Consider the following 24,915-nt stretch of genomic DNA (forward strand, 5'->3'; position numbering starts at 1 on the left):
ATAATGTCATGTTTTATATAAATGGAATTGTCTCTCGATGAAAGATTCCATTTCCTCATTTTTACTATCTTATCATTTTTTAAACCATCAATTTTTTACACACACTTTATAATGAGTACTACAACATCACAAAGTCTCGCGTCTATTTGCGAGCAAAATGATATTACATGCCCCGATTTTAAAGCAGCGTTTTCTAATGTTAGCGCCCAAAGCACCCAGAACAACAATACCGAGCACACCTTCACATTCAAAGGAGATCTAGACCTAACATCGTTGAGTCTGGCTCCAGGAATAATGCCTGTTTTTCTGAGTATGCTTGGAGGTCAGTCGACACAACCTGTTACGGTAACTGTGGTAATCAAACCCGATCCAAAATTCACTTCTGTGAGCTTTGTTTTCAACCCGCCTAAAATAACTCCGGTGCCTGATGTGACATTGACTAATGTTTCCATTGAAATAGATTATGCCCCTGCATCAAACTCCGCCAGTGTTTTGGTTAAATGGCCTTTCTCTTTCACAGCCTTCAGTAATGACCTGACTGCCCAGGTAAACATGATGCTAAGCGCCACCGAAATGGAAATAGGTGCTATTCTTTCTTCTCCCAATGGCCAGACCTTGCAATTGCCGATGACACCAAAAGGCATTCATTTTCAGGAAGTAGGTCTTAATGGCTGTGTACTTTTCAAACCGCTCGACTTGTTTGTGATCGGTATTCAGACGCAATTCTTCATTGGTCAGGAGGTACAGAATGTAAAGGTAGACGATGACAACCTCGCCTTTTCCTTTATTATGGAAGGAGACCTTCCTATTCCTCAATACATCAGCTTTTATTTAGCGTCAGCCTCTTTAAGTGAACTCTTTACCATGTTTACCAATGTTTCATTGAACCTGGACATGCCACTCACCATGACTGATGTCAGCTGTTCATGGTATAATCCTGAGCTTAAAGAAAGTCTTGTATTACCCGATGGCAATAAAGTGTATCCTGGCTATAGCTTTGAAGGCGTGGTGGATTTGTTAGGTTGGAGCTTTTACGGTGCTCTGAGTTTAAATGGAGCCGGAATCGTGATTTCACAAGGTGTTTCTGCCAAATTATGTATGGATCCACTCTCCTTCGGCAGCATCTTTAGTCTCAATGGCGATGGTGCAGGCTATTCAATTAAGGTGGATGATAATGGAGATCCCGTCAAGACCAACAAAATGCCTAAGTCCTCTCAAGACTTTCAAAGCATTAATAACATGCTGAAGAATGCCAAAACCAAGAAATTGGTAAATCCGGGTGGTGCGGAATTGAGTTTTTCAAACCAGATGGGCACTGAGGTTGGTGGAAAGATTGATGGCACTGTGAAATTTCTTGATCTTTCGGGCAGCATCCAAGGCTACATTGCCTCAAATAGCATCATCTTCAATCTCAGCTTTGGTGCATCCGTTGAAGGCATTAATTTCGTGGACAATCATATCAACTGCAACCTGAACAGCAGTAGCCTGGGAGCGGTATTCGGCTTTCAGCCTACGCCAGCTTGGACAATAGCTTTACCTGACGACCTGATCAATGATTTGAGTTCTGAAACAGGCCTAGGCTCAATAAGTCTGGGTGATAATTTCAAAGCAGGTTTTAACATCAACGCAGATGGCACCGGCACCTTCAAATTCTCTACAATATTTCCCGTCATCAATTCCGAAGTAGACCTCTCCTTTGAGCTGGATGCCAGCATGACTACTTTGGGTGCGGTGTTGACCAATGTACTTCCTTATATAGAATCTCATATCGCAGACATATTGGGAAATGCGCTCTCCTCTCCTGCAGCCTGGGCGGAGGCCGTAATGAGCAAATATATCCACCTTCCCCCGAACGTCAGCAATACTTTAGCTTATGTATTGAATAAGGCGCAAAGCATGGGGCTGGCGGGCACTGACCTCTCGGACTTGTCTAAAATTATTTCCAGCGTTCCTTTAGCGGATGCCTTACCGCTTCTTCATAGTTTTTATGGAAGTTTGACGGCTCAGGATATAGGGGCAATCGCAGGAGAAGCTTACAATATTGCCGACCCAACAGAATTTCTAAAAACGATAAAGGGATTAGGCTATAATGAAGTCAATAATCTGATAAAAGCAATGGACTCTGCCACCCACGGAAATATTGGCGAAATTGCTAAAGCAGCTGAATCAATTATGCCGAAATTACCAGTTCCTGATGCGGTGGTGCCATGCTTAAATAAACTTGCCACGCTGGGTACTGTAAAGAATGCCTTAGGGATTGTTGATCCCAATCAGATTGCTCCTGCATTTAAGTCACTCGAACTTCCTGCAAATTTGGCGGTAGGTTTTATTCGTAATGAATTTCCAGCTTTTGCCGTTCCAGCGGTTCTTAATGTAGTTTTAAGTGCAGCTGAATATCCCGCTGATGAAATTTCAAGCGCGATAGATGATGCCGAAAAAGCATGGGGAGACATTAAGAATAGCTGGGATGATGTAAAACATTTCTTACACTTGTAAAAACATAATCTCCACTATATCAAATTAGCCAAAAGTCCAGCTCCATAAAGAGTTGGACTTTTGGTTTTGTATTAAGAAGTAAAGAGAACAAAAATTTAAGAAGGAATAATCGGCCAGCTTCACAAGGCGGATACATAACCGCGATTCCTTCATCCAACCCGTCTTCAAAAACCAAGCCTCTCTTCTACCTGAGAATCTAGTTGTATCGTTTTACAGTTCCTCCCACGGATCGTCAGGCATGTCAGCAACCCATATTCTATCTGGAAGAATACACTGTTTTTCGAAAGTAACTTCAGCTATGCTACCAACACTGAGGTCATAATCTTCTATTTTCATAAATGACTCTAATCCTCTTGGGGGTGGGGCTCCTCCATAATGCGGTAAACACCGAGTAGCTCCTGAATTCCATCTACAAAGCCTTAGACTTTCCTCATTTATTTGAATTACATCACTCGTCTGTAATCGAATGATTTTAGGTTGCTCACTTCTATATCTTTCAAAGTGTATTCTAAGCCTTTTTAAAGTTGGCCAGAAAAATACTCTATCGTTCAGATGATTTATGAATTCGCCTGCAGTAATACCGCCTAGGAGACATTTATTGAGAGATTTGATAGAAATTGGTCTTTGATCTCTTATCATCATCTCGCTGCCCATAGAGTTCACGAATAGATGACTAGGCCTTCTTCCAATGACTGCTGATTCTTTCTCTTGAGGTGTTAGCTCTGCATGTTCTATAATCCTGTTAGTACTATAGATGATACCATGATCTAGAATAGAATCGAGGTTTTCCCTAGAAGTTAGATGATAGATGAACTCTCTATTGCTTATTAACTTATTGATTTCCATTGTTTTATATCCAATTTCTACGATCAATGATTGCTCTATGCTGAAATCTAGTGGCTATTAGGCTGACTGGTACTTCAGCGCAACGTTCGAGCTCATCAATAAACTTTGTAGTTCTTTCTGACAATTGATCATATCGCCTTGCTTTTTGGTTTTCATAAGTTATATAATCAGAAAAGGTGAAGGCTATATCGGTAGGAGTATTCAATTCACAAGCTCTTCTAAACAAACCCCAATTGAACTCCGCTATTCTCCTTTCCTTATCTGTTGTGCTTGTACGTTCGATTTTTCTCAAGTCTTCCAATGGATAGCCAGACCTTTGAGAGACATCTTCAAGAGAAATTTCTTTGCTCATAAAGTCACCAGATGTTCCATTATGAGGGTTTTGCACCCTTATTGGGTATCTTCTGACTACCATCACAATTTTTCTTACTCGATTGACACCAATTCCGGCTTCCGATAAGCACCCATTGACAGTAGTGTCCCTGGAAGTGACATGTGGATAAAAGCCATGATGAAGGCTTAAAAAAGTACCTTGAGTTCCTTCGAGCAATATCTTTTTGTTGGCCAAATTTATTTTCTCATAGAATTCATGTGCCGACCCGATAAAAGGTTTAAGATTAAACTTGTTCTTAGCCTTGTGTGCGTCAACCGCACTCAACCTATAAGTAAAAAGGTTTTTGGCTGTAGCAGCTCCAACTCCTTGAGCTGTGGAGCCTATCATATCTAACCTCTTTTCAGCCTCTTTATCTTCTGCACTTATTACGCTTGCGTTTTCATCTATGATTAATCTATCAGGATCTAGATTATACTTCTGAATTTCATTGAGTAATACGTCTTCACTAATAACTGCTCCTGGGCCAACAATCAAAATGGCATCGCGGTTTTTTGTTGTTCCTGAAGGTATAATGTGAAACACATCTGGTTCTGGCTCTTTGTATACTTTATGACCGGCATTAGGTCCTCCAACTCTAACAAGACAATCGTACTCTTTTGATAAATATGCAGCGACCTGACCTTTTCCCTCGGAACCAAACTGACCACCAATAACTACGTCTACATTCTTTGTATGTATTTTTGGAAGAATTCTTAGGAACCCAGCTACTCTAACTACATAGTCTGCCGGATTTGCTGTGTCATTGGTATATATGACCAAATCAGCTACCTCCTTTAATTTGTGTACCTGTTGTTCAGTTTCATCTTGGGAGTACTCTTTGAACTTTTCAATAGCATCTGATTCACTAGTGAAATCATCACTAGTTCTATTACGTTTAATAAACCAATTGAGCCTTACATCTTCCGGGGCAATTGTGTGAATATGATAGACTGATTGTCCATAAGCTCTTCGAAACTCATCTATCTGTTCTTCTATTCTAGCAGAGTCAATAATGACTTTATCATTGTTATTAATTTCTGTTTGGAAATGATTCACAGGCCAATATCCATTGGTTTCCTTGTCCATCTTTCTACCAAAATCTTGAAGGAAATTTCGTTTATCTGGAATTTTACCCTTATGTCGTTCCCTGGCAATATCTTTAAGGGCTTCTTTGGTCTCTAAGACCTTGAAACCATGCGTTTCCTCTAAACCCTCTCGAATAGCACTCTTACCACTTGATATTTCACCACTGAGAATTACAATTATCTTCTTATTTCTCATTCTCTTTAAAAAGCGTTAATGTCCTAGATTGATTCGGTTTCATATTAGAGCCTGGTAGAAGATAAATGGTACTTTCTATTCCTTTACAAACAAGTTCATCGTAGATCATCCCTTTTATAACATTCCAGTTTCCTTTAGCCTGTCCAGCACCAATTGCTGGCATATGTACAGAAGCGTTGAGTTCTTGAGCATGGCTGCATAACCCGACAAGTCCTTCTCGTAGACATTCATATTTCAGTGGAATACTTCCATGTTTAGGTCTAATGCCTTCTTGAGCTAACATCTGGTATACATATAAGTCTTCTCTTATTTTTACCAATTGTGAATTCCCTAAATAGAATGTCTCTTTGTTCTTTTTCCATTGTTGAACGGCTTTCTTGGACTCTGGATATTTTGTAGACATGGCTCTACCAAACCCAAAGCCTAGTGCACCGGTTGTGTTAATGACTTGTGCAATGATTTTAACTCCTTTTACCCTTGGGTCAGTGGCATCACCGTAAACCACGTAAATTGCTTGAGAGGGCTTAGAATCATATACTTCCGGTACTATAAATAAGCCAACTCTTGAAATAGTCTGCTTCTTAATGGGAGATAGCCCAACAGCATAAACTCTATGTGGCTGATTATTAAAAATCTGCCATGACTCCTTTTTATTTCTCGTCCATCTCGGTTTTATGCATTCATATGCGACTGAACTAGTCGGAATTTCAAAACCTTTTCGGAGAGCCAGATCAGATCTACTTGAATTCTTAAAGTAGTCCACTGCCAATTTTTCATTTTCTGAAAAAGAGCATATAGCTATTGAACAAGGCTTGTCTACTACTTCACAAAACCTCAGAAATACAGATTCAACTGAAGCTTTATACTTCTTAGTGAGATTATAAAGACTTTCCCATGTCAATTCAACTTCATTAGCTTCATTCGAGAATTCCGCATAAGGCAATAATAATTCAGCGGCAGCTATGTTACACAGGAACTCAAGTTCCCAAGATTCATCCTCAAGCTTTTCCTCTCTGTTTCGAATAGTTTCTCCACAGTCGGAGAAAAACGTATGACCTATTTCATGTGCGATTGAGAAGTTTATTCTTGCTGGGCTTTGAAATGGGTTATACTCAATTCTAAACTGATTTTTTTGTTCTGGTACAATTCTCGCATCTACAACTGACTCAGATGGCTTAACTATTAGTCCATTTAGTTTAGCCAGAGCCACTAAGTCAAAAGGAGGTCCATCCCAACCTTTAGTAAAGGCATCCAAAACCATTTTTCGACTTCGCTCTTTTACTATTTCAATGGGATCATCGTCTTCATATTCGTCCATCAATCTTAGGACAGAGATATGAGTCCAGCTCTTTTTTGGTTGCTTTTGTGGTGTTTTCGATTTTTCTCGAATCAAATCCGCCACAAAACTGGCTGTCTTTTTTCCCAATGAACTCGAGCTATAACCATTTTCCGCTAGGTACTCATCTATAAAAAACTCATCATTGATCAATTGATCCTCAAAGGCTCTAATCATTCTATCTGAAAGCTCACCGGACATTTTTTCGTTCTTATTACTCATCTTTCAATGCTATACCTTCAATCAACCTAACCAGCTTCCTATTCAAGCTGTATACTTCCTTAATATCGATATTCCTCTTTTTAGAAATCTCACGAGGCAGGAAACCTTGGCGAATATCTTCAAATACGATCACTAACTTGTCGTCTCCTTCAATCTTCTTACTTATTTTATCTAGATAATAGTTATAGTCAATAGAATACTCAATTCCTTCTGAATTTTTATTGGAATCCCCTGCATCAAAATCGTAACTCTCGCCTTCATTTCCCTTTATTGAAAGGTTGGTGAAAGTGTGAGTTTCTCGATTGTTATAATTCCTAGCCAAATTCGAAATCACACTCCGAATTGAGCCAAATAAGTATTTAAGCAAGACTTCCGAATTGATATCTTCCCATTCGTGATCAAATGCTCTTCTAATGGAGTCCTGAACTATATCATCCAGTGTATGGCCTTCAGGTAGATTTTTCCATTTCTCTCCAAAAGAGAACTTTGCCCAATGTATTGCCATAGCATACATTTTTCGTCCAATAGAATCCCAGTCCTGCTCGGACAGTACACGCAGCACGTTATCCTTCATATGTGTCTATATTATATGCTCACGTCAAGCAACTTTTTGCATTTTTTCTTTTTGTGTGGCAAATACCACCTACACGTGAGCATAACATTCAAGAGATCGATGTTAAAGAGGTTCTGTAGAATTCCAACATCGAATCTGAATGTTAATTATATGAAAAATAATCTAAAGCTGAGAAAGGAGGTGTTTATTTATGGCGCAGGATAGTCAAGGAAGAAAATTCAATAGAATACCTGGTTACACTAAAAAAGTGGGAGGCAAAACCATTGAAGTTAAGCCACATATCAGGAGTAACAGATCCGATAGTACCGGAAAGAAAAATTGACCTTAAAATCAAAATATCTGAAAATGGAAAAAGTGTATGAAAGTCATGCAGAATTCTGCTTTAAAGATTTCTGTATGAAGCTCTACGATGACAACGCAAAATTGATCAATTCAATAGCAACTGCTACTGCTGTGATTGTTAGTGTTGTAGGTATTGTTAAAGCAATTAATGACTGATAAGAAGGCCGGTTTAACCGGCTTTCTTTTCTATTTCCAGTTTTTTGGGATCGATAGACTTTCAAGTGCCTTCTCAATTGCAGCATCCATCGTGTCTTCTTGTGATTTAATTGTAGGGCAGTTCTCAGGGAGTAGGAATTCAAATGCCCCCCTATCCGTATATGTTTTTTCTACGATATCAGCTATTTCAATACCATAATAGTACTCCACTATGGCGTTCATTCTATTAAGCGGTAGCGGGTATTTATCTGTCTCTTCCTTTTGTAATCCATACATTACGTCAAACAAGCTTATTACTGCCAGAAGAATAGACATTCTTCGTTCTAATGAAATGTTTCCGCTTTTCTTTTCAACCTTCAAAAGCAGACCAAATCCAATTAGGTCTGCCATTATTTCTCTTTGATGGTGAATATTCTGAATGTTCGGATTAACTTCTTGATCATCTCGACTTTGGAATAGATCACCATTTATAAAATGCCCAATCTCGTGAAAAACAATAAGCTTCTCTTGAATATCTAATTTATTGAAATGATAAATTGATGCCATTTCATCAAGGATTATGAAGGGGCCATGAGACATCTTAAACTCCTGAAAGTAATTGTACATTTCATTTCTCATGACTTTCACTTCCTCTCTGGTCGGTTTGGAGTTAGGAAATCTATTACAAAAGACAATGCTATCAGGATGTTCTAATGCTACGTCAAGTTTTCCCAGTTTGGTTAAGAGGTTTATTAAAGAAGAATTGATTAAAACAGCTACAAATGATGATCCATTGGGAGATTTAAAGACGCTTGCATTTATTGATCTATTGTCAATTGTTGAAAAATAGAAATGCTTCTCAAATAAGTCTCGAATATTTTTGGGCCATACAGCTTTGAATTCTTCAACTATTGCATCAATGACAGGTTGAAACTTTGTATTTGTTTCATCATATGTCAGTATTTTCTCATACCTTGAATCAGCGATTTTACTTCCGTAATGGGCTTTTAGAGCCTTAATTCTCTCTTCCAAGTCATCAGGTTCAATTTCAAATTGAAACCGTTCTCTTTTTATGTGATTCGCAAATTCTTTCGGGTTCGAGTATTCCATGTGAAGATAGTTTGCTGTTAATGGAAGAATTTAGTGAAAGAAGACTCTAATTCCCACTTTTAATGCCACACACATGCGCCAGCAAAGCGTGTCACATAAGTGTGCTATGTCTTCCCTCCTGCGTGGCTAATTGGCCAGACGCTGCTTAGAATAAAAACCCCTGCTGCCCCGAGACTTCGGGACCAAGCTGCTTAACATAAAACTGTGGACATTATAAAACAATTCTGTTTTTGGTAACCATAAGATAGTTTACCTAATACAGGTAAATAAGTAATACTTTATTAATCAATGTCAAATTCTTTACCCCTAATTCCCACCCAATAATCACCTTTATTTTTGGTGTAATACCATATTTTTAAGTTAAATTTCAACAGATATAAATATAGCTTCAGTATTGAGTTATATCATTTTTTGATTCTTATTGATTTTTATGTCTGTTGAAGAAAAAGAGCAGATTGCTGACCAATATGTAACCGAAAAGGAATGGCAACTTGCGGTACATGCTTATTCAAAAGCCATTGCGGATAATCCCCTAGAACCTCGGCTTTATCAAAAGTTGGGCGATTTGCAGCGTCATTGTAAAGACCATATTGGTGCGTCATTGTCTTATAGGCGTGCGATGGAATTAAGGCAGCATCAAAACCAGTCCGAGGCATCTTCACCCGTAAGGTCGCTGCAAGAAGATATTGCCGCCAATTATTTAGCGCTTTTAAAAGATTGCCTCACCTATCAGCTCTGGGGAGCCAGCGATGGACAAGCTATGGAGCTTAATATTTCCAAGCCCAAAATCAGTTTTTCCCGTTTGGTTTTATCGCTGAAGAAATTCTTCAAACCCCCTTCTTCTCATGAAAGAGAGTTTGGCTTGGACTGGCCTGCAAAGGCATTTACCATGGTGGGCAAAGCCAGGTTGGATAATATTCAATTTTGCGTTGAGCAGATTATCCGCGAAGGAATTCCGGGTGATTTGATCGAAACAGGTGTTTGGAGAGGCGGCTGTACCATTTTTATGAAGGCGCTGCTAAAAACCTATGGCGATTTACAACGCACAGTGTGGGTAGCCGATTCGTTTTCAGGAATGCCGAAACCCAATATAAGCCTCTACCCTGCCGATAAAAAGTTTGATCTATCGATGTGGCGAACCTTGGCGGTTTCGGCTGAAGATGTTCGCAAAAACTTTGTGCGTTTCGGGCTTTTGGATGACAATGTCAGATTTTTGGAAGGTTGGTTTTCCGAAACCTTGCCCAATGCGCCTATTGAAAAGTTGGCGCTCTTGCGTTTGGATGGCGACCTTTATGAGTCTACTATGGATGCCTTAAAACATCTGTATCCAAAGTTGTCACCGGGTGGTTTTATAATCATTGATGATTACCATTGCGCCCCACCTTGCAAGCAGGCCGTTGACGATTTCCGAGAAGAAAATAACATCACAGAGGAAATTATTGCCGTTGACTGGACGGGTGTATTCTGGCAGAAATTGGCAGATTAAGATTAGAAGGACATGAAGGGAAATTGGGATAAAATAGAATCGCAAGCGGTAAAACAAATGAAAGCTTGGTTATTGAGCTTGACGGAAATCAATACGTCAGATGCTGATAATGTAACGGCCATAGCACCAAAAGTGCTATTCGTTTTGGATAACGATTATGGAGAACTGACCACATTATTGTACCTGATGCTGGGACAGGATTGTTTTAGGGAATCGAAGATCTTGTTGACGCCTCGGGTCTATGAATTCAACCAAAATATTCTTCCTGGTCGCATTGGGCAATGGGAGAATGAGCAGGGTTTGTTGGAAGAAATTCGGGCTTATGAGCCACAAGTGCTTGTGTTTGCGGCAGGTTATCTGCTGCCCGTACATAATTTACTGAGTAGTGAAGCACTGGATCGTGTTTGTCAGTTTGCTTCTGCAAAAGAGATTCAGGTGATGACGGCCGATCCATTTTTAGGCTTGATTTCCCAGTGGTCGGATGAAGGTTTGGAACACATCATTTCGATTGATATTCCCACCAATGCCAATGATCAACTCTCGGCAATTAAACGCATAGCCGATGCCAAATTGCACAAGGAATTGGCCGCAGCGAACTTCGTTTTGAGAGATCACCTTCACCTTTATCCTACCTTCACCGATACGGAGGGCATTGAAACCGCTGCTTCCGATTCAAAAAACAGAAGCTTTTTCAATCCCAAATTGCTTATTCCTGAGTCGCTACAAACCAATCCTTCCGATCATAAACCGCATTGGGTCTTTATTATTTCTGAAGTCGATTTTCAAACGCAAGTCATGCATGTGGGAGTCGCCAAGTTCACGGCTTCTGTTATCAATTTGCTTCTTCATGGTGCCCAATTAGGTCGAAAAATGATCTTTCTGGGGCCAACAATTTTGATTGATTTGCTTCTTTCAAAACAGTCCTTAGAAAATGAAGATATCCATTTGTTCAATTTTGGGGCTTTTGAAAATGTAATGGCTTCTTTGCTAACGGCCGAATATAGCTTCTATTGGAATGTGGTTTCTCACACCATTCTGATCCAGCTTTGGAATGGAAAACCTGTCGTGCTTTTAGATAAAGGTCATTTGGCCCGATCAATTCACTCGCTTTATGATCGGGTTATTGCTTGGTATTACCAAGGTTGGGAACCACCCTATTTCGATCATAATGAACCGCCTTCTTTAGAGCAACTCGCCCAGTTCAAGAGCGGATATGAACAGCACAAACATGGATTGATGAAGCGATATCAACGGGCTCCAACACCAGAAAATTTACTCAAAGAGCTGATCACATCGGACAAACTTTGATGACTTTGCCATTTCTGTTGAAGTTTGAAAACGTCTTCATCATTCAAAGTGATATTGAACGGCTTGCTTGTTTGAATTCCAGATATTGAAGTTTCAGAACAGTTAAATCCCTTCGATTGCGCCTGAAGAAAAAAGTCGAAATCCTGAACTGCTTCTGGAATAAAGATTTCATCAAAGCCGCCCGTGGCTAGTATTACTTGTCTCCTAACCAAAAGGCAAGCACAATGTAGCCAATTTTCTATCTCACTTGTCGAAGAACTTTTATCCAGTTGGCTCTCTTCTTTAGGAAGTTGGTTGAAAGAAAGATTGAGCACATCTGCCTTGGAATGATTGAAAGCTGCTATCAGTTGATCTAGAGCTTTTGAATCACTGATCATTACAGTATCGTCTATAAAACAGACCACCTTAGCATTCGTGGCTTGAAAGCCTGCCATTCTCCAATTGCGGCTCTTTGAGTTTGCAGGAGCTTCAATAATGGCGTGTTTTTCACTTCCTAATTCCTCGAGTTTTTCTACCAACGGACTATGATTTTGAACGACAAACTGAAGGTCTTTCAATAAGATCTCCGGCTGTTCTTTAACTCGGTACATGAACGGTGGACTATCGTTGGTTCTCTCCAAGGGTAGCCCAATTCGCTGCAAAGTATCGTCAGCTAACCTTCTCCACATCTCAAAAGCAGCTGCAGAAGTTAAGGCATCACTGGCGCGCTCATTATGCAATCTGTAATGATATAAAACACTGTCTATCAATTCGAAATGAGCAACTTGTTCAAGTTGAAGAAAGATATCGCAGTCTTCCCCGGCCTGCATAAAATCATCGAAACCACGCCAACCTAAAGTCTTTTCATAAGCACTTCTCCGAATCAAATAGGGTTGAGCTTGGTTGAACACATCTCTGACCATGCCTTTATAATAGTTTCGTGGACCAAAAGGAAACCACTGATTCTCTTCTACAACCTCACTCTGCTGATCGATAAAGTCACGTTGTGCCCTGATAAGGCTTGCCCAAGGCTTGGCTTTTGCGGCTTCAAGAAAAACTTCAACCGCGTTGGGCGCCAGTTCGTCATCATCATCCAAAGGCAAAATATATTCTCCATGTGTTTTGGCACTCAAAAAGGCTCTGGCGCGCGCAATACCCTGATTTGGAGTAAAGTAAACATCGATATTAGGGTGATTTTTACTATTGATTCGCTCTAGAATTTCGCGGGATAACTGATCTCCCCCATCCCAAACAAGAGAGAGTTGCCAAGCCGAACTTGTTTGATTTAAAACCGAGTTGATGCACTGTTGCAAAAAATGCCCTTTAAAGACAGGGACTTCGATGGAAACGATCATAAAAGTGAGTTGAAATATTTAATATAATCCTATTTCATTTGATTTTAGGTTAGTAATATTAATTTTTTGTAATCATAATTAAAACTGAATCTTTCATTGAAACAAGAAGGAAATTACTTCCAGAAATTGCCTCAAATAGCGCAAATAAAGGCTTCTAATCGAGCAGAAATGGAAACGGATTGGAAGAAGTCTTTGGATGAAAGGGTTTTGTTACTTGCCAAGAAATGGAAATTAACGCTCGGCAATGTGCTCAAGGGTGGAACAGAAAATCTGATACTGGAAGCCAGAAGAGAAAATGGTGAATCAGCTATACTGAAAGTGGCCTTGCCTGGCAGCAGTAGTATTTTTTCTGAAGCCTTTACCTTGAAAACCGCTAATGGAAAAGGTTATGCACAGCTTTATGAAGTAGACTACAAAAATGAAGCGTTATTGCTGGAAAAACTGGGTAGTCCGTTAAGCGCCAGTTCGAAAAACATCAAACAGCATATTGAAATCATCTGCCAAACATTGAAAGAGGCTTGGGTAAGCCCAGAAAGCACCCTGAATCTTCCCACCTCCGTTCACAAAGCAATGCAAATGATAACTTTCATTGAAGAAAAATGGGTTCAGTTCAACCAACCTTTCTCTACTCAAACCCTCAATTTAGCCTATGAATTTTTTGAAGCCAGAATAAAGGCTTATGATCCCAAAAACTGCGTTTTGATTCATGGTGATGCGCACGGATTCAATACTTTAAAAAGCCAAAATGGAAATTATAAGCTGGTTGATCCAGATGGTTTATTGGCGGATAAAGGTCTTGATCTGATGTGTATGATGCGCGACTGGAGCGAGCCTTTGTTAAAGGGGAACACACAGAAAATGCTTCAGAAACGATGTACTTTTATAGCCAATCTTACCGAAGTAGATCAAGATTCAATTTGGCAGTGGGGCTATTTAGGGCGCTTGGTTATTGGCCTAACGCTTTTGGAATTAGGTGAGACGAAACGCGCAATGGCTACATTGCGTGTAGCCGATGCTGTTTCTACTTTAAGAGTTTTTTAATCTATTCTCACAGCGTCTTTAGCCAACTGTACAATGATTCAGTTGAATCGAACTGCGACACAACTTCGTAAACATGTAATGGTTCTGGTTCGAAAAGCTTTTGAAAGCCATCATTTGAGAGAGAAAAATCTTCCTGACTTTCATGAATTGACAATCCATCAATCGCATTAAAAATATCTCTTTGGTGCGTATTTGTCACTCCCCAAACTCCTGAAATTACGCGCATTATTTCTTTCAGATAAACCTTAATGAACAATTCCAAACCCGCAATTTTGGCCAGTTCAATAACTTCTTCATGTGACTCAGATAAAATGGATAAAGCATTTTGGTCAACCTCTGTTTGGGTCTGCTTAGCTTGCGAAATGTTCAATCTGTTGATTAGGTAGCTTCTAACAATTGTGGAAAGTTGTTCTGCTAAAGCATCTCTATTTGAACGCAATTTTATCATATTCTCCCTTGAAGGCGTATAGTTGTTCACCACCGCTTTTCCCACCTGAAGCCGCGATTGCAACGCATTCCTCCTGTTTTCCTGATGAACAAAACCGCTCAATCGGTGAACCAGCTCTCGATAATTTCCGATGTTCTCTAAACCTACTTCCGTCATAGGCACTTTAGGCTCATTGGCTTTGAGTGTTTCAACCACCTTTTCTAACTCGTTTACGGGAAGTGTAGTCAGCGAGAGGTTAATCGGGGAATCCACCTGATTATAGAAAAGCTTAATTCCTTGCTCTGTGCAGTAACTCACAGTTTCGGGTATTTCGTGCCAGTTGATTCTCATAGGGCAATAACGCCAAACCAGTGACATTCCTCTTGACTTCATCAACTGATTGAAATAGTTGCAGTTATCCATTACCACTTCAAATGAAGCCCCTTTTCGGATAGTTTCGTAAGTGGATTTTTTGAAAGAATCGATGGAAACGTGAATCCAACAATTGAAACTTTCCAAAAGCGATTTTATGGAATCGTTCAAGATGGTAGCATTGGTGAGAATGCAGGTTTTAATACCCGGATTGATTTCACTGATGGCCTGCCAAATCTTCTGATATGAAGTGATCATAAAGGGCTCACCTCCCATAAAATCTGTTTCAATCACATAGGGAAGGTATTTTTTTAGCTGCTCCACAAATGCGTCATCATAAGGGTTGGGCATGGCCCTGAGTCCTTCGCGATACGCCCGAATTGAAGACGAGGCCAATCCATGACACATGACGCATTGCAAATTACAGGCATTATGAATATTGAACTCCAGCTTCATGGGCATGGGATCGAGCGCATTTAATGCACCAGATTGAAACGTTGTCTCCTGCTTCGCTTTAAATATTTTCGCTTGCTGACTATAAAAATTGGCATGAGACCCCCCGAAATCTTTGGATAGAATTTGTTCACAACACTTTTCACAACCTTTCGGGAAAATGCCTTCCTTTAAATCCTTACGCATTTTTTGTGCAACCGAACTCGTCCATATTTCATCCAGTGAATTTTCAGGATAAACCCCCAATTGCTGGCTGCGATTGAAACAGCAAGCGGTAACAATTCCCAGTTGAGAAAAATGCAAGTTCATTGAAGGTGCCGGGCATAAGGTTTCCCGGCTTGTAGCTTGACGAAAATGGTTGTATTCCTTTAAGATTTCTTGATCTATCATACTCGATGCTCTGGCTAGTTAAGTTGATCGTTAATAATCTGTCCTACCCTTAAAGCATTGGCTGCTATGGTAAGGCTTGGGTTTGTTCCTGCGCTAGAAGGAAAAAATGACGCATCCACCACATAAAGATTGTCTAGCTCGTGCGCTCTGTTGTCTTTATTTAAAACACTAGTTTGGGGATCGTCCCCAAAGCGGCAAGTGCCACAAACGTGTCCATAATTGATGTTGTTCTTGCTGCCTGTCACCACTGTGCTGGCCAAACTTGGCTTCAAAGTCCTTCTCACCAGCTTTACAAGTTGCTGGTTTCGCTGTTTCAGTTCTTTGGAATAGCTATAATGAAAACGAAACCCATTAGGAGAGTTATTATCCAGCGCAATCCCATTATCCAGATATGGCAAGTCTTCTACAATGGTACTAAAGGAAGAACTTCGCTGGAAATGCTTACCAGCCAACTCAGCCACTTTAGGCAAATAAGGACTTACCCGTTTTCGAAACCAATTCGAGTCTTTTTCTTCTAAATACTGAAGATAACCCAATATGATTGGCGCTTCTGGCCGTAAACCCACTGACTGTACAGCACCCAATTTTTCGCCATTATGAATATAAAAATCATTGAGTGTAATGGATTTTACAGGTCCCTTTGGGTCACGGTTTTCTTTCGGATTCAACATAATAAAGTCGCTGGTATGTAGCATGAGATTGCGCCCTACCAAACCTGAACCATTCGCCAGTCCATTATGCCATTTTGCCGAAGTTGAACGAAGTAACAAAGTAGGAGTCGCGAAAGCTCCTGCTGCCAAAACCACCATTTTAGCCTTGAGCTTTATCGATTGGCCATTTCTAGTAGCATGTATGTATTTTACGCTTCTGTCATCAGCTTCTAATCCCTTCACCTCACATTCTGGCAAAATTTTGGCATTGTGATTTAGAATTGCGGGAAGAAGTGAACGTGTACCCGCATCACTCTTGCAGCCTTTAAAACATTGGTCCAAACACTCCCAGCAGGGTTTCGAATTATGGTATCCCACGTGAGATCGATAAGGATTTAAACCCAAAGTTTTCATCGAAGAGAAGATAAACTCATCTCTTTCACTAAGCTCAGGAGCCTCAAGTAACGGAGCCTCCAAATCCGGATTCAAAGGATCTTGAGTTCCGCAAACCTTAAAATGCGCTTCGGCCTTTCTATAATAAGGAACCAGCTCTTCATAAGAGATCGGCCATTGCTCAGGCAATGTCGTATGCTGAACATTTTTGGAATAAAGCTTCGGAGTAAAGTCTGAAGGCTGAAAGCGCTCCAATTGTGCGCCATACAACAATGTCGAACCTCCTGTGCCGCATCCTACTGGCCCATAAAACTCAACAGCACCAAAAGTGGTTTGGCCTTGAATACGATTTGGCCACCGCCCTTTGAACAACCTTGCTTGCTCTTCATCACAACCTTCTTTAGGCGGTTTAACAGACCAAGGTGGACCTTGTAAGAATTTCCCTTTTTCAATAAAAAGCACCTTTTTACCCAGTCGGCTGAGTTCAAAGCCAATGGTGGCTCCTCCCATTCCGGTGCCAATTACGATAACATCCGATTCGTAACGTTCTGGGTCATCAGGTATGTGATCTGACAAATTCACTTCTGTATTTTCTTTATTGTAGACTATTTAAAATGATGGATGAGGCGATTTTTGGCCCATCCACTTGTTTTAGTTGGGTAGAAAAATCCTTTAAATTTTGCTTTACGGTTTCATTTGTAAACAGACTGTTTATCAATTCATTAAGGTCTGACTTGTGAAGTGTTTCGAATGGTTGCGCAATCAAAATACCAAGCCCTAAATCATGTATTCTTCTGCCGATTTCAAGTTGCTCGATGTTATGCGGGAAAATGATCATTGGCTTTTTGTGTCGAATACACTCCATCACGGTGCCATGCCCTCCATGGCAACAAACCACTTTAGTTTTGGTAAGGCATTGTTCCAGAGAACCAAAATTGAACGCCTCACTGTTCTCATGTTCCTTTGCATCCCCCACCATTGAAATTTGATAATCGCCTGAGATATTTTCGAGAAGCCAAGGGATAATTTTAGAACTGTTGCCTGTGCTTCCAAAACATAAAAAAATGTCGGAAGAAGTTTCTTCAGAATCACTTGATTGAAGCCGTTCCCAGCCTTTCCAACGAAATGGGCCACACCAATGAATTCTCGAATCACTGCCTTCCCCGTTATCCGCTTCTTCAATCGAACGAATTCCAGGCACTAGTAAATTCCCCTTATCAAGAGGCGCGGCATATTTTCCTCGGGTTCTTTTATAAAATGAAGGGCAACCTAAAATATTACTGATGTGGAATACTTTCTCTGAAGAAAATTCAGGCATCAAAGAAGTGGTATATCGATAGTCTGTGATGATCAGATCAGGGTTTGTATGATGAACGATTCTTCTGTCCTCAACCAGCATTTGTTTCAAATAATGACTTCGAAGTTGTAGTTCTTTCTGGCCAATATTACTCGCCTTTTCAATATTGACTAAGTCATGTTCAGCACCACTTTGGTAAGAAGTTATCGTTCCGAATGATCTAGTGCTAGCTTGCGGTATTTCGATTGTGCTATGCTTAGCAATTCCCTCAGGCAAGATTTCAAAAAGATCATCATAATGATGATTCATAGCGATATGCACATCAACTCCGCAATCCAAAAGCTGTTCAACAAGAGAAAACGTACGGGTCAAATGACCCAGTACGTTACTAAGAGGTAAAAATAAAACCCTATGAGATGAGCTCATCCTCTATCTCAAGGGCATTTCAAATCGAATTTGGCGAACTCTGCAATGATTGCGTTCAATTCATTGGTTATGTCCTCAAGGTATTGATCGAAATCTGGAATATCCGGAATAGTGATGTGGATATTGATGATATCGTCAAGGCCTGGAATAGACGGTAATGTGATGTCTAGCGCTTTAAGCAACTCATCAACCAAATCTTGAATTGGCTTCATAGCTTCATCAATAAACTCTGAGAAATCTTTGAAAACATCATATAAAGTCACTTCAACAGGGTAACCAGGAATCGGAATTGTAATCTTGATGGATTCAAGATCATGTTTCAATTCGTTCAATAGGTCAATCACTGGATTAAGCACATTAAGCACATCGTTGATATCATCGATAATGTCAGCCAATGGATTCAGAGCATCCACAATGTTCTTGCAGCGCATTGTAGAAATCATTGATTGCAGTGTTGGCATCGCTCATGGTCGTGTTCAATGCCGATACTAATGGTTCTGCTGTAGTTGAAAAATCGTTCAAGTAAGCCTCAGAAGTTTCTTTGGCACTCCCTGCAGGTAAGCTTTCAACACAGTTATAAACTGCAGTGAAGTCAGCCAAAAACTCTTTAGAAGTATCTTCTACTTTTTGGGTAGCGTTAATCAGGTCTTCCAAAACTGGATCTAATTGTTGTAAAGCCTCACGTAATGGCTTCACTAAATCTTCTAAATCCTTTGCCGCTGCCAATGCCGATTTCACTTCTGGTTGCATAGCCGCTATTGCTTCTTTTAAAGGAGCAGCCGCTTCGCCAACTTCTGGTATAATTGACACGAATGTCAATAATTCAGAAGCATCGCTCAATGCGGTATTCAGCTTGTTCAGATCGTCATAAAGGGTTTTGGTGTAAGTCAACACTTTAATGATCTCATCGAGGTCATCTTTTAAGCGTTGCAGACTAGTGTTCAGCTCAGCCGCTATTACGGGTGTTTGCGTTAGCGTACTGATGAAGGTGGTGGTCGGAGTCATATCTGCCATAATCTTCTTTTGTTTAAAGTTGAAAAAGTATGTTTCGATTAAATGATTCGATGCAAAAAATAGAAAGACTATAAGAGTATATCTTCGCTATTTAAATTGTTGATTATAAATATAGGTCAATTTATTAATTAATAAGAATAATAAAATGTTTACTTCTAAAAATGAATACTATTTCATTAAATAGACAGAATTACAATACATGAATTTGAAAAAATAAGTGATTGATTATTTGATTTTTAAGAATTCTTGACAAAAAAATATCTATAGGATCAATGCCCATTCTAATAAATATCAAAGCACCATTTATGCTACACCGATTCTAAAGTAGAATCATAATGCTGAAGAAACATTTCAAAAACTCGATTCTTCATCAATGATCATTTACTTTAAATATGGTGAGGATATTAAACTGTTTGGGTTTTGCTATATCAACAGCGCATGGAAAAGTGACGAGCTTTTTGCCCTCAATTCCTTTACGAATTGCTCCGAGAACTCGGTATTATATTCTAAAGCATTACAGAGCTTGGATACTTTTTCTGCGTCAAGCATATCATTGTCAAACTTGATTGATCTTGAATTAACCAGTGATTTTATAAGCTCAATATCCTTTTGGTACCTCTTCACCAAGTCAGAAAGATTGATGCCTGTTCGCTTATTGTACAGAATCTTAGAAGGCACCTTGTTTTCAAAAGTTTTTTTATAAAGAAATTTAGGTTCTCCTTTTCTATTAAAAATATGGTTGGGATAAGAGGCCAATAGCTCCAACAATGCTTTATCTCTAGTCGGATCGGTAATTAGTACATCGTATCGTGTTGCAATTAGACCCCAAGTACCCAATCTGCAATCTTGCCCTGGCTGTAGCCTATTTTTCAATTGAAATTCTCCATAATTGACTTCTTTGTTGGCGTTTCCATAGAAATGTTCTTCCAAAAGATCGTAACCCTGCACCTCATCAATAAAGCTTTTAGAGAGCAGCGATTTGTTTTCTAAGAAGTTTTGAATTCTTCTTTTTCTAGCAATAGGCTGTTGAACAAGTACTCTTTTGCCTGAACCTACCACTGATTTTAAGGCAAACTTTAAATGCTCTTCTGAGGTTAAATTAAGTCCGTTTTGTATATCCCTTCTTAATTGATTCCAGCTGGTAGAGCTAGGCACTCCTTCAAAAGAAAGCCCTTGATTGCCTCCTTGGGCGATCATTACAAAATTGGCATTGCTTTCAGAAGCATTTTGAATGAGAGCATCGGCAAACCAAATATTTTGTGTGTGAGGGGGCGTATCAAAATCTCTTGTATAGCTTATCATACACTCCCAAATCGAAGAGTTTTTTTGTACCCAATTGAGATCTACATTGCCATTAAAATTAGCTATTTCTTGAGCATATTCCTTTTCATTGCCATACTCCGTTTGAGAATTATATTCTTTAAAAGAGGTATCCGTGGGAACATAACACATCGCATCTACCTTCCCTCCTTTTTGTCTGTAATAATCAGAAGCTACACTCAGCATGGCTGAAGAATCTAAGCCACCACTTATTGAGAGTCGCCATTTATCTCTTAAATCTAATCTCTTTTTTACTGCCAAGTCAAAGGCTTCAAAATAGGCCTCAAAATAATCTTCGTCATTCTTAAAAATTCTTTTTTGAAGCTCAAATGGGTGCCAATATTGATGAGTTTTTATACCACGGCTGGAAAACGACAAAGTATGTGCTGGCTGCAAAAAGTGTATGTCTTTATAAATAGTTTTAGTTTTAAAACCAGATAAAGTCATGCTTTCCATGAAAAACTTTTCCTTATCCCATTCAACAGGAATGCCCTCAATATTAACTAGACCTGTAAGCAGTGTAGAAAAGTATATTTTGCTGCCTTTCTGATAATAGAACAGAGTAGCATCACCATGGGCATTTCTAGCGATAAAGAGTTCTTGGTTTTCATTATCCCAAATGGCAAAAGCCCAGTCTCCGAGTAAATGATGAACCAGTTCTTTTCCCCATTTTAGAAACGCTCTTAAAATAAATTCTTCGTCAGGGCGATTAAGCTCATTACCAATTTCAAGTTGTTGAGACAATTCCTTTCGGTTAATCAACATTGAATATGATACGATACCATATTTATCCTTGAGCTCATCGACAAAGGAGTTGTTGACAGGTTTTGGGAACCTGGGTGAATAAAGATTTTCGAGGTGCGCTTTACTAAACCTTATTGATGAGGGGCTGTAATGATTATTAATGTTCAGTTTAGAGGCTATCTGTTTGGTAATACTTGGATTTAAGTCGCCAGATAGATCGACAAACCCACAAAAATTTCTTGACATTCTTCACTTTCTAAAAATCGAAATTATGGCTCCAAACCATAGGAGACAAACTTAGCGGTTTATAATTTTTATAAATCTGTTTAACGGTTTTATTACCTTCTTAACTTGGTTAAGAGCAAAAAGCCACCCTTTGAGGTGGCTTCTACTAAACGTTTATAATCCAGAAAAACTTTCAACTACCCGGAGTAGCACTTCCCTGCTGAACAGTAATTAAATGAGGGTTTTCAGATTGGAAAGCGATAATAATACCATCTGCATCGTCCTTTACTGTCCATGAAATATCGCCTGAAGCCGAATTACTAAGTTCTAATGTTGCTGTGGCATCAGGAGATGTAGGAACACTTCCAGCTGGGAAAGCCCCTGGGAACGTTTCACTCATATATAAATTGATGGTAGCAGTAGCGGTTTCTCCCACAGCGGGCGCAAAAAATGCCAAAGGTGTTGAAGCTCCCGAGCAAGGAATTGTATTTCCGTTGTACTCACAAGTAACAAACATAAATGGGTTGGTAGAAGAAATAGCAGTTCCTGTGTTCATGTTTGTAGCTATTCTAAAGAAATTCCTCTTAGGGGTATCGGTAGATAAACCACAGCTCAATTTCATGACTGGTTTCCCATCCGCAGCAGTATCAAAAGTTACCGCCAATGGACTTTTGGAATCTCTAAGCGGAGCACTAGATTTAGTCCAATCGTGTATATGGTCTTGAGCGTACAAGATTCCGAAGAATTGATTGATTTTAGATTGGAAATTCTCCTCAGTCCAGGTTCCATCACTTAAATCGAAGCCCCAAACTTCGGTTTCAGTCATGTCAAAATCACTCTTCTTTTTGCCAGAACCGCTAGGATCTTTCAAAGTGTAAAATTTCAAGCTTCTAAATAATGCATCATCGCCTCCCCAATCATCCGCAGGAGGAGCCCCAGACCAACCATCGCCAGCATAGGTCGTTGCAGAAAGTTGATCGTTTGGTAAATTAGCGGCCGCCTTATAGGCTACGTAATTGGCCAAATTGATGGATACGTGACCTAATTTATCATCCAAACTTGTATCGGCCCAAGTGATTTCTCCTTGATCAGCTTGAGTGCCAGATTGTTTAAGAGAAGGATAATCCTTTGTGCTGTAGCTCAAAACGGCCGTGGCATTCTCTATATCGGTTCCATCCTCTCCTGCATTGATGTAGAAATCCACTCCTTCTTTTGTCCAGACAAGCGTATAAGTATTCAAATCGCTGTAAGGATCAAAACCAATTTTGCTATCGGGAAATACATAGGTTTCGTTGTTCAATACAGCGGCAGTTATTGAATCCTTAGCAGAAGAACCATCGATGCTGGGCAGCTTTTCTATACATGAATAGGTTTGCTTGTTTGGCGATCCAGAAGTAGCAGTTGGCAAATTAACCTCAACACTTTGACCGCCCGCTGGAGTTCTCCATGCATTCAATGCCAGCATTTTGCTCATGTCGCAATCAGCAGGAGTATTGTTTGTGGCTGTAAGCGGATATTTCCATACGCTTGCATTGGGCCAACCAGGTTGATCCTTTGAAGAAGCAGAGCCATTTCCACCGATTTGATGACCAGGGCCTGTAGTCGCCTTTGCCCCTGCCAAGTTAAAATCTGATGAAGAGATTTGGGTATCAGTTTTTCCATTGGTCATCCAGCGGTTGTAATACTTTTGCATATCTCCCATTACGACATCATCGGTCATAGATCTGCCTTCTACCCACTTTACATAAGGGGAGTTTTGATTAATAGAACCATTGGGCATTTGATCTATCTCCAATTGGCTACCATAAAAATCTACAGTAGGCTTAGGAAATGAACCCGACAATTTTGCATAAGAGTTTTGAGTTGCTTGTGTAAAGGGCACAAATTCAAAATCGAATTCATTCCATCTCCACAGCTGGGCTATTTCGGGCATACAACCTGGTGCTGGTGCATCAGAATACAGCCAAAAAGTAGAACAAGAAGCTCCTTTGGCCGCTTGCATTTTACAAACAAACATTCCGTAGCCGAATTTCCGTAGTGATTTCATCTGCGCTGATAAAAAATCACCATATCGTGTGGTTTGAGAAAAACTTGGGGTAGACATAATTTTAGTTGATTAAAAAAATGAGAAATAAATTAAAACTAAAGAATTAAGATTTTACAAATTAATTCTAGGCCTAAATTAGAGTTCAAGCTAGGGGCATCAATACCACTTTTTAGTGAATTCTGCAGCCGGGGTGAATCCCCTATTTTCTATTGCAAGTTGAAAAATACTAGAACTTCAAATATCTACATATCAACAAACCTTAATGTCATAATTCATTAATTTCGTAACATTGTTTATTAACTTTTTACGGGTTTTAAGTAACCTTGTCTTTAAAACGAATCTACTTTTTTAAATTCGCGAATTCATTAAACCTAATCATGAAACCAAACACTTTTGAAGATCTATTGCCTTGGCAAATGGATTTACTTCCAAACGAAAAGGACATCCAGGAGTACGAAGAAAAGGGCTATTATATCTCTCCTGTGGTAATTCCAGAAGAACTTCTCGATAGTGCTGTTACGGGTGCTAAAGCTTTCTACAGGGGAGAAAGGGATTATAATCACCCAAAAATTGAAGGTCCTGCAAATGATGCTTATGATACGGCTAAAGTATTATTGAACAATGAGTTTGTGTCTCTTCAAAAGAAGGAAATTAGGGATTTGATTTTTGCTCCAATTGTTTCGGCCATTGCCGCTAAATTGAGTAGAACAGATGAAATTCGACTTTTTGCAGATGCATTGATGTGTAAATTCCCAGCTCAATCTCATAATAATGGAGCATTCGGTTGGCATACCGATAAGGCCTATTGGCCTTCATGCACTTCAAATGATATGCTTACTGCATGGATTCCTCTTCAAGATACTACGGTTGAAATGGGGCCAATGTATGTTATTGAAAACAGCCATAAATGGAAATTAGAAGGTGAATTGAGAAAATATTGCGCACATGGGAATCAAAATTTGATGGAGCTGGAAGAGTTTCTTGATCAAAATAATTATGAATACAGAAGTGTACCAATGACGCTTAAAAAAGGGCAATTGAGTTTTCACAATGGCAATGTGTTTCATGGCAGTCCGGCCAACAATAGCGACACCATCAGAATGACGCTAACCATTCACATGCAAGACAAAAAGAACAGCTATTCTCCAACCTATAGAGAAAATGGCGAACGACTTTTGATTGGATATGAAAGAATGTGTGGAAGAGATGAGCAAGGGAACCCGGATTACAGAGACCCTGAGTTTTTCCCAGTGCTTTGGTCTGTATAGATAAG

19 protein-coding genes are annotated in these 24,915 nt (G+C 39.7%); 6 read left to right on the forward strand and 13 right to left on the reverse strand.

What is annotated here, in order from left to right; translation table 11 throughout:
• Positions 1 to 111 precede the first annotated feature (111 nt).
• On the forward strand, positions 112 to 2,496 hold the full coding sequence (locus ACXACJ_RS07635; RefSeq protein ID WP_475133755.1) for a hypothetical protein: 2,385 nt from the start codon (positions 112 to 114) through the stop codon (positions 2,494 to 2,496).
• Positions 2,497 to 2,706: 210 nt separating this feature from the next.
• Here the strand turns inward: ACXACJ_RS07635 and ACXACJ_RS07640 are convergent, their stop codons facing one another.
• The 4 genes from ACXACJ_RS07640 to ACXACJ_RS07655 are packed head-to-tail and all read right to left on the reverse strand — an operon-like array spanning position 2,707 to position 7,128.
• Positions 2,707 to 3,342, reverse strand: a complete 636-nt coding sequence (locus tag ACXACJ_RS07640; RefSeq protein ID WP_475133756.1) for a DUF7002 family protein — start codon at positions 3,340 to 3,342, stop codon at positions 2,707 to 2,709.
• Positions 3,343 to 3,346: 4 nt separating this feature from the next.
• Positions 3,347 to 4,996 carry an adenylosuccinate synthetase gene (locus ACXACJ_RS07645; protein ID WP_475133757.1) on the reverse strand — a complete coding sequence of 550 codons (1,650 nt, stop codon included), beginning with the start codon at positions 4,994 to 4,996 and terminating at the stop codon, positions 3,347 to 3,349.
• Positions 4,986 to 6,554 (reverse strand): ImmA/IrrE family metallo-endopeptidase, encoded by a 1,569-nt coding sequence (locus ACXACJ_RS07650; protein ID WP_475133758.1) that lies wholly within the window; start codon positions 6,552 to 6,554, stop codon positions 4,986 to 4,988. The genes ACXACJ_RS07645 and ACXACJ_RS07650 overlap by 11 nt, the downstream gene beginning before the upstream one ends.
• Positions 6,547 to 7,128 (reverse strand): hypothetical protein, encoded by a 582-nt coding sequence (locus ACXACJ_RS07655; protein ID WP_475133759.1) that lies wholly within the window; start codon positions 7,126 to 7,128, stop codon positions 6,547 to 6,549. The genes ACXACJ_RS07650 and ACXACJ_RS07655 overlap by 8 nt, the downstream gene beginning before the upstream one ends.
• A 345-nt stretch (positions 7,129 to 7,473) precedes the next feature.
• Here ACXACJ_RS07655 and ACXACJ_RS07660 point away from each other — a divergent pair, with 345 nt between their 5' ends.
• A complete protein-coding gene (locus ACXACJ_RS07660) occupies positions 7,474 to 7,626 on the forward strand; it encodes a hypothetical protein (protein WP_475133760.1) in 153 nt (50 codons plus the stop codon).
• 30 nt (positions 7,627 to 7,656) lie between these two features.
• Here ACXACJ_RS07660 and ACXACJ_RS07665 read toward each other — a convergent pair whose 3' ends face one another.
• Positions 7,657 to 8,715, reverse strand: coding sequence for a hypothetical protein (locus ACXACJ_RS07665; protein ID WP_475133761.1), 1,059 nt, complete (start codon positions 8,713 to 8,715; stop codon positions 7,657 to 7,659).
• 430 nt (positions 8,716 to 9,145) lie between these two features.
• On the opposite strand from ACXACJ_RS07665, the gene ACXACJ_RS07670 reads away from it, so the two are divergent.
• On the forward strand, positions 9,146 to 10,201 hold the full coding sequence (locus tag ACXACJ_RS07670; protein ID WP_475133762.1) for a TylF/MycF family methyltransferase: 1,056 nt from the start codon (positions 9,146 to 9,148) through the stop codon (positions 10,199 to 10,201).
• A gap of 12 nt (positions 10,202 to 10,213) precedes the next feature.
• The gene (locus tag ACXACJ_RS07675; protein ID WP_475133763.1) at positions 10,214 to 11,509 is read left to right on the forward strand and encodes a hypothetical protein; all 1,296 of its coding nucleotides are present in this window, start codon (positions 10,214 to 10,216) and stop codon (positions 11,507 to 11,509) included.
• On the opposite strand, the gene ACXACJ_RS07680 is transcribed toward ACXACJ_RS07675, so the two are convergent.
• Positions 11,449 to 12,843: a glycosyltransferase family 2 protein gene (locus ACXACJ_RS07680; protein ID WP_475133764.1), complete on the reverse strand. Its 1,395-nt coding sequence runs from the start codon at positions 12,841 to 12,843 to the stop codon at positions 11,449 to 11,451. The genes ACXACJ_RS07675 and ACXACJ_RS07680 overlap by 61 nt on opposite strands.
• Before the next feature lie 96 nt (positions 12,844 to 12,939).
• Between ACXACJ_RS07680 and ACXACJ_RS07685 the strand changes: the two genes are divergently transcribed.
• On the forward strand, positions 12,940 to 13,884 hold the full coding sequence (locus tag ACXACJ_RS07685) for an aminoglycoside phosphotransferase family protein (protein WP_475133765.1): 945 nt from the start codon (positions 12,940 to 12,942) through the stop codon (positions 13,882 to 13,884).
• Between the two features lie 7 nt (positions 13,885 to 13,891).
• On the opposite strand, the gene ACXACJ_RS07690 is transcribed toward ACXACJ_RS07685, so the two are convergent.
• The 7 genes from ACXACJ_RS07690 to ACXACJ_RS07720 all read right to left on the reverse strand — a co-directional run bounded on the left by ACXACJ_RS07690 (position 13,892) and on the right by ACXACJ_RS07720 (position 23,699).
• Positions 13,892 to 15,526: a twitch domain-containing radical SAM protein gene (locus ACXACJ_RS07690; protein WP_475133766.1), complete on the reverse strand. Its 1,635-nt coding sequence runs from the start codon at positions 15,524 to 15,526 to the stop codon at positions 13,892 to 13,894.
• Between the two features lie 14 nt (positions 15,527 to 15,540).
• A complete protein-coding gene (locus ACXACJ_RS07695; protein ID WP_475133767.1) occupies positions 15,541 to 17,145 on the reverse strand; it encodes a GMC oxidoreductase in 1,605 nt (534 codons plus the stop codon).
• Positions 17,146 to 17,164: 19 nt separating this feature from the next.
• Positions 17,165 to 18,238 carry a glycosyltransferase gene (locus ACXACJ_RS07700; protein WP_475133768.1) on the reverse strand — a complete coding sequence of 358 codons (1,074 nt, stop codon included), beginning with the start codon at positions 18,236 to 18,238 and terminating at the stop codon, positions 17,165 to 17,167.
• Between the two features lie 62 nt (positions 18,239 to 18,300).
• Positions 18,301 to 18,723, reverse strand: a complete 423-nt coding sequence (locus ACXACJ_RS07705; RefSeq protein ID WP_475133769.1) for a hypothetical protein — start codon at positions 18,721 to 18,723, stop codon at positions 18,301 to 18,303.
• Positions 18,680 to 19,306: a hypothetical protein gene (locus tag ACXACJ_RS07710; RefSeq protein ID WP_475133770.1), complete on the reverse strand. Its 627-nt coding sequence runs from the start codon at positions 19,304 to 19,306 to the stop codon at positions 18,680 to 18,682. The genes ACXACJ_RS07705 and ACXACJ_RS07710 overlap by 44 nt, the downstream gene beginning before the upstream one ends.
• Before the next feature lie 423 nt (positions 19,307 to 19,729).
• Entirely contained in the window at positions 19,730 to 21,616 is a 1,887-nt protein-coding gene (locus tag ACXACJ_RS07715; RefSeq protein WP_475133771.1) for an asparagine synthase-related protein, read from the reverse strand.
• A 172-nt stretch (positions 21,617 to 21,788) separates the two neighbouring features.
• Positions 21,789 to 23,699 (reverse strand): hypothetical protein, encoded by a 1,911-nt coding sequence (locus tag ACXACJ_RS07720; protein ID WP_475133772.1) that lies wholly within the window; start codon positions 23,697 to 23,699, stop codon positions 21,789 to 21,791.
• 320 nt (positions 23,700 to 24,019) lie between these two features.
• On the opposite strand from ACXACJ_RS07720, the gene ACXACJ_RS07725 reads away from it, so the two are divergent.
• Positions 24,020 to 24,910 (forward strand): phytanoyl-CoA dioxygenase family protein, encoded by an 891-nt coding sequence (locus ACXACJ_RS07725; RefSeq protein ID WP_475133773.1) that lies wholly within the window; start codon positions 24,020 to 24,022, stop codon positions 24,908 to 24,910.
• Positions 24,911 to 24,915 lie beyond the last annotated feature (5 nt).

This window comes from Roseivirga sp. AWQ4_251, assembly GCF_056158225.1.